We start from the raw sequence: 5980 nt of genomic DNA, 5'->3' as shown, positions 1-5980 counted from the left end.
GCAGTTTGTTGCGCTGCTCAACGCTCATCTCGCCGCGCTGCACGGCGTCATTGAGCAGGATCTTGATGTTCACTTCGTGGTCGGAGGTGTCCACACCAGCCGAGTTGTCGATGAAGTCCGTGTTCAGAAGCACGCCGTTGAGTGCCGCCTCGATGCGGCCACGCTGGGTCATGCCCAGGTTGCCACCCTCGCCGATCACCTTGCAGCGCAGTTCGTCACCGTTGATTCGAATCGGATTGTTGGCACGATCGCCGGCATCGGCATGGGATTCGCCGGTCGACTTCACATAGGTACCGATGCCGCCATTCCAGAGCAGGTCGACCGGGGCCTTGAGAATTGCCGTCAGCAACTCGTTCGGTGAAATTTCCTGTTCGCCGCCTTCGATACCGATGGCTGCAGCCGCTTCAGCGGACAGCTTGATGGTCTTGGCCGAACGCGGATAGACCCCGCCACCTGCGGAGATCAGCGTGGCGTCATAGTCGGCCCACGACGAACGCGGCACCTTGAACATGCGCTGGCGCTCGACATAGCTGCTGGCGGAATCCGGGTTTGGATCAATGAATACATGGCGGTGATCGAACGCCGCAACCAGTCGGATGTGCTTTGACAACAACATGCCGTTGCCGAACACGTCGCCGGACATGTCGCCGACACCCACGCAGGTGAAATCTTCGCTTTGACTGTCACGCCCGAGCGCACGGAAATGACGCTTGACCGATTCCCAGGCGCCCTTTGCGGTGATTCCCATTCCCTTGTGGTCATAGCCAACCGATCCGCCGGATGCGAACGCATCGCCCAGCCAGTAATCGTGTTCGGCACTGACCGCGTTGGCGATATCCGAGAACGTTGCGGTTCCCTTGTCCGCGGCGACGACCAGGTAAGGATCCGGATCGTCATGGCGCACGACATCCTGCGGGTGAACCAGCTCGCCCTCGACGAGGTTGTCGGTGACATCCAGCAGGCCGTTGATGAACATCCGGTAGCACGCCACGCCTTCGGCCAGCACCGCATCACGTTCGCCGCTGGCCGGCGGACGCTTGACGAAGAACCCGCCCTTCGAACCGACCGGAACGATCACCGTGTTCTTGACCATCTGCGCCTTGACCAGGCCCAGCACTTCGGTACGGAAATCTTCGCGTCGATCCGACCAGCGCAAGCCGCCGCGGGCGACGGGGCCGAAGCGCAGGTGCACGCCTTCCACTCGCGGCGAATAGACGAAGATTTCACGATACGGACGCGGCTTCGGCAATTCACTCAGCTGCGAGGGGTCGAACTTGAGGCTCATGTACTCGTGCGGCTTGCCGTCCACGCACTGGTAGAAGTTGGTGCGCAACGTGGCCCGGATAACGGCACTGAAACCGCGAAGGATACGATCCTCGTCGAGACTTGCGACGCGACCCAGCAGGGTGTGGATGGTCCAGGCGATGACACGAACCTGGGTATCACGATCAAGATTTCGTGACGAGACGAGCTCGTCGATCAGACCCGGGTTGTCTGTCTTGGCCTGTTCCGGCATCAGCGTTTCCATTTCCGCACGCAGACGGGAACGCGCCTCCTCGATGACCTCGACGCCGCCATCAAGGCGCGCAGGATCGAACTTGGCCTCGAACAGCTCGACCAGCAACCCGGCCATGTCCGGGTAGTTGGCCAGGGTCTGCTCCATGTAGCTCTGCGAGAACGGCACACCGGTCTGCAGCAGGTACTTGCAATAGCCACGCAGGACGCTGACCTGACGCCAGTTGAGCTGCGCGCTCAGGATCAACTTGTTGAAACCATCGTTCTCGGCGTCACCACGCCAGATGCGCTCGAATGCCTCCTGGAACGGCTTGCGCACGTTCTCCAGATCAAATACCAGGCGCCCCGGTCGCACGAGGATGTCCTGGATCGTGATGGCATTGCCACCACCCTTGATCTCGTAAAGGTTTTCCGTAAGCACGTTGAGGCCGAGATTCTCGAGCAGCGGAATCACTTCGGACAACGTGATATCGGCACCAAGACGGAACACCTTGAAATGCAGTACGCCCTCATGCTTTCGCGAGGGATACAGGTTGAGCTGGACGTCATCGGCATCGGCAAGTGCCGCAGCGAGTTCGACGTCGACTGCCGCATTCTGTGGCGTCACTTTCTCGATATAGCCGGCCGGCAAGGCCTTGCCGTAGCGACTGGCCAGCTTGCCGCCGCGATCCTCGCCATGGCGTTCGATCAGGATCTCGCGCAAGTCGTCCTGCCAGTTGCGCACGATCTCGGCGATGGCCGCTTCGAGCTCCGCCACGTTCCAGGCCGGGCGTTCACCCGGGTCGGGCCGCACGATCATGTGCACGCGGGCCAGGGGAGACTCGTCCAGCAGAACGGTTGAATCAATTCGAGCGGCGCGGAAATACGACTTCAGCATCGACTCGATGCGCTCGCGCACATCGGTGTTGAAGCGGTCGCGCGGCACATAGGCCAGTACGGAGAAGAAGCGTCCGTAGCGGTCGCGGCGAACGAACAGGCGGGTTCGCGCACGCTCGCGCAAATCGAGCACCGCCATGGCGATCTCGTAAAGTTCATCCACCGTGCACTGGAACACCTCGTCGCGCGGCAGCGTGTCGAGGATATGGCGCAGCGCCTTGCCCGAGTGCGAATCGCGCTTGAGTCCCGAGCGCTTGAGTATCGTTTCGTAGTTGGTGCGCAGCAGCGGCACCTGCTTGGGCGGCGTCATGTATGCCGACGAAGTCAGCAGGCCGAGGAAGCGCTGTTCCAGAACGGGCATGCCTTTGCCGTCGAAGCCCAGGACCGAGAGATAGTCCATGTGCCCGGGGCGATGTACGCGCGAACGAGAGTTGGTCTTGGTCAGGATGAGTGCGCCGACGGCACCCGATTTTTCCAGGTCCCTGGCTGCCAGCGATTTCAGGGATCGCGCGGCGAATCCCTTTTCGGAGCCGCGCATGATGCCAAGACCGGTTCCTTCGACGGGCTTGAGGACTTCCTCGCCAGCTTCCTCGACGACGCGATATTCACGGTAGCCGACAAAGGTGAAGTGATCATCCGCAATCCACTTGAGGAACTCTTGCGCTTCGGCAAGGGAATCCTTGTCGAACGGCAAGTTCAGGCTTGGCATCTTCTCTGCGATCTCGAGCATCTTGGCCTTCATTTGCGGCCAGTCCGTCACTGAAGAACGTACATCCTCGACGGCTGCCGTGATCGCCTGACGCAGGGCCTCGATCTCTTCGGCATTGCCAATCTTGTCGACCTCGAAAAGCATGATCGATTCGGCCGAGCCAGAGGTGCTCTGCTCATCACCGAAGGACAGCACGTGGCCGCCCGGATCACGCTCGACATTGAAAATCGGGTGGACCACGGCGTGGGTCATCAAGCCCGCCTGGTTGATCGCCATTGAAACCGAATCGACCAGGAATGGCATGTCGTCCGTGCACACCGCGATCATCGTATGGCCGCTTTCGAACCCTTCCTGATCCACCTGCGGATTGAACACACGAATCTTCGCGGTGTTCGGTGATCGCTGGCGCAGATACTCGAGCATGAACTGGGAGATACGCGCCCAATTGCCTGCGTCGCGCCCGTTGATGTCGTCAGCCGGAACATGGCGGAAGAAGTGCGCGGCGAAGGTCTGTGCCTCGCGCTGGCGGGCTGCTCCTGACTCGGTCGAAATCTGACTCAGGATGGGTTCTAGACGCTGTGCATCGTTGGCGGCACTGGGAGCATTCATTGCAGATTTTCTGGATAGCGGCAGTGGGCGCGGAGGATACGCTGCACCCCAGAGGGAATCCACCCGAAGACAGACAATGAGCTATAGAGCAGGGCAACGTCGGCATCAGCTGCGCAGTGCAATTGCTGCAGTGCGAGGTAGCCAATCTGAACGCTAGCCCACTGCCCTTCTCCGGCTTCGGACTTTTCAGGTTATTCGCCTCGCGTTTGGCACGGCTGTTGCTACATGAAAATCAAATCCAGGTTCATTGACGGTTGCCAGACGCAGTCCGATGTCAGATTCAATCACTTCAGGCAGCACCAGCGTGACAAGTGTTGCCACTCGACGTGCATTCGGCCGGCGCGTCAACGCGCTGTTCCTGCTGCTTGCGATCGTCCTCGGCTCGGTTGCGGTCCAGGTCTACCGGGTAGTCGGAGAATTTCTTGCGGCGTCAGAATGGGTTGCCCATTCGATGCTCGTGCGCCAGGAGATAACCCAGACACTGGCCAGCCTGCACGATTCCGAGGCCAGCCAGCGCGCCTACCTGATCTCGGGCAGCGTGGAGCGCCTTGCGGATTTCACCGCCGGCATGCCGGCAGTTTTCGAACACAGTCGCAAGTTGCAGGAACTGGTCGCCGACAACGAAGTTCAGGGCAAAAACGCGAATCGGATGGCCGCGCTGATCGCAGCCCGACTAAGTGCCATGCGTGAGGTACTCGAAGTCTACGAGCAAGGCGGATTGGGCGCAGCACGCGCAACCCCACAGATGCAGCGCTCCCGCACCGACGACCTGCAGATCGACGAACTGGGCACGCGCATGCTGCGAGTGGAACAGGAGTTGCTCACGGAGCACGAGGGTCGCACGGTCAACCAGGCCAACCTGACCCGGAAACTGACGGTAGGCGCCATCTTGTTCAGCGTATTCATCCTTGGCCTGGCCCTGGGCATAGTCCGTCGTGAGCAACGCCAGCGCCTGTCCAGCATGGACGAGGCAAGTGTAGCCAATGAGGATCTGCGCCGAAGTCTCGTCGAGGCGCAACGGCTAAGCCAGACGCTCCGACAACTCTCCGAACTCGGCGACATGCTGCAGGGCTGTCGCAGCATCGGAGAAGCTGCGCGGGGACTGAGCGTATCGCTGCCACTTCTGCTGCCCGATATCTCCGGCTCAATTCAACTGATCAACGCCTCGCAGAACCTTGTCGAGACCGTCGGCCAGTGGGGTGGATCGCCTGCCAAGGACGACGCCCTGTTTGCTCCAGACGACTGCTGGGCTTTGCGACGCGGCCATCCATATCCTCTTGCGGGCACGATCCCGGCGTTCACGTGCAAGCATCTGGAACACTCGATCAGTCTGCACCCGCAACACGACAACCTGTGCATCCCGATGATGGCACAGGGGGAAATACTCGGCGTCGTGACCTTGACTGCCACGCGCAAGATCAGCGATGTGGAGCGCCGAAACGCCAACGCGGCGTGCGAGCAGATTTCGATGGCTCTGGCCAACCTGAAATTGCAGGAAACCCTGCGCACCCAATCATTGCGCGACCCGCTGACCGGCCTGTTCAATCGACGTTATCTTGAAGCCTCCCTTGAGCGCGAGGTCCAGCGTGCGGAGCGCCGGGGCAGTCCGCTCAGCGTGCTCATGCTCGACATCGATCACTTCAAGCGTTTCAACGACAACCACGGCCATGACGCAGGCGATGCCTTGCTGGTCCAGTTCGGCATCATGCTGGCCAGGGTCATCCGCAGCGAAGATATCGCCTGCCGCTACGGCGGCGAGGAATTTACCGTGCTGCTGCACGAAACCGACCGCGCGCAGGCGCTGGAACGTGCGGAACAGATCCGCCTCGCCACCCGGGCACTGCTGGTTGAACATCGGCGCCAGAAACTTGGACCAGTCAGTGTCTCGATCGGTCTGGCGACGTTCTCCGAACACGGGCGCTCTCCAGCAGACCTTCTGCACAGCGCAGATCGTGCGCTCTACGCCGCCAAGCGCGGCGGACGTGACCAGGTGCAAGTGGCAAACGACTCAGGCGCCGTTGATGGCGCGAAGTCTGCGGAGATCCTCAGGCTGTTCTAGCCACGCCATGCCGGGTGATCCCGGGCATGGCGGCAATGATGGCGGCGCCGTCGCGATATCGAGCGGCACCCTTGCCCTCGGGAATGGCTTGTCTCAGCGCAGCCCGGTTTCGTTGCGGGCGATAACCAGACGCTGGATTTCGCTGGTTCCCTCGTAGATCTCGGTGATCTTTGCGTCGCGGAAATAGCGTTCCAGCGGCATCTCCTTGGAGT

Annotated in this window: 3 protein-coding genes; 1 reads left to right on the top strand and 2 read right to left on the bottom strand. The window is 60.9% G+C overall.

All coding sequences use genetic code 11. From position 1 onward, the window contains the following. On the bottom strand, nt 1-3709 hold a 3709-nt coding region (locus WBP53_RS09395), incomplete at its 3' end, for an NAD-glutamate dehydrogenase (RefSeq protein ID WP_423928230.1). 271 nt (nt 3710-3980) lie between these two features. Here WBP53_RS09395 and WBP53_RS09390 point away from each other — a divergent pair. Then, a complete protein-coding gene (locus WBP53_RS09390) occupies nt 3981-5768 on the top strand; it encodes a diguanylate cyclase (RefSeq protein ID WP_423928228.1) in 1788 nt (595 codons plus the stop codon). Between the two features lie 93 nt (nt 5769-5861). On the opposite strand, the gene WBP53_RS09385 is transcribed toward WBP53_RS09390, so the two are convergent. Beyond that, the coding region (locus WBP53_RS09385; RefSeq protein ID WP_423928232.1) for an acyl-CoA dehydrogenase family protein at nt 5862-5980 on the bottom strand (119 nt) is incomplete at its 5' end.

Origin of the sequence: Dokdonella sp. (genome assembly GCF_049593775.1) — a bacterium.
Classification (GTDB): domain Bacteria; phylum Pseudomonadota; class Gammaproteobacteria; order Xanthomonadales; family Rhodanobacteraceae; genus Dokdonella.
The sequence above is the reverse complement of the archived record's forward strand: the minus strand, read 5'-3'. Positions and strand labels throughout refer to the sequence as shown.

Excerpts from the sequence above, each read along its gene's own strand:
- WBP53_RS09390 (WP_423928228.1), top strand. The coding sequence starts at position 3,981 with ATGTCAGATTCAATCACTTCAGGCAGCACCAGCGTGACAAGTGTTGCC.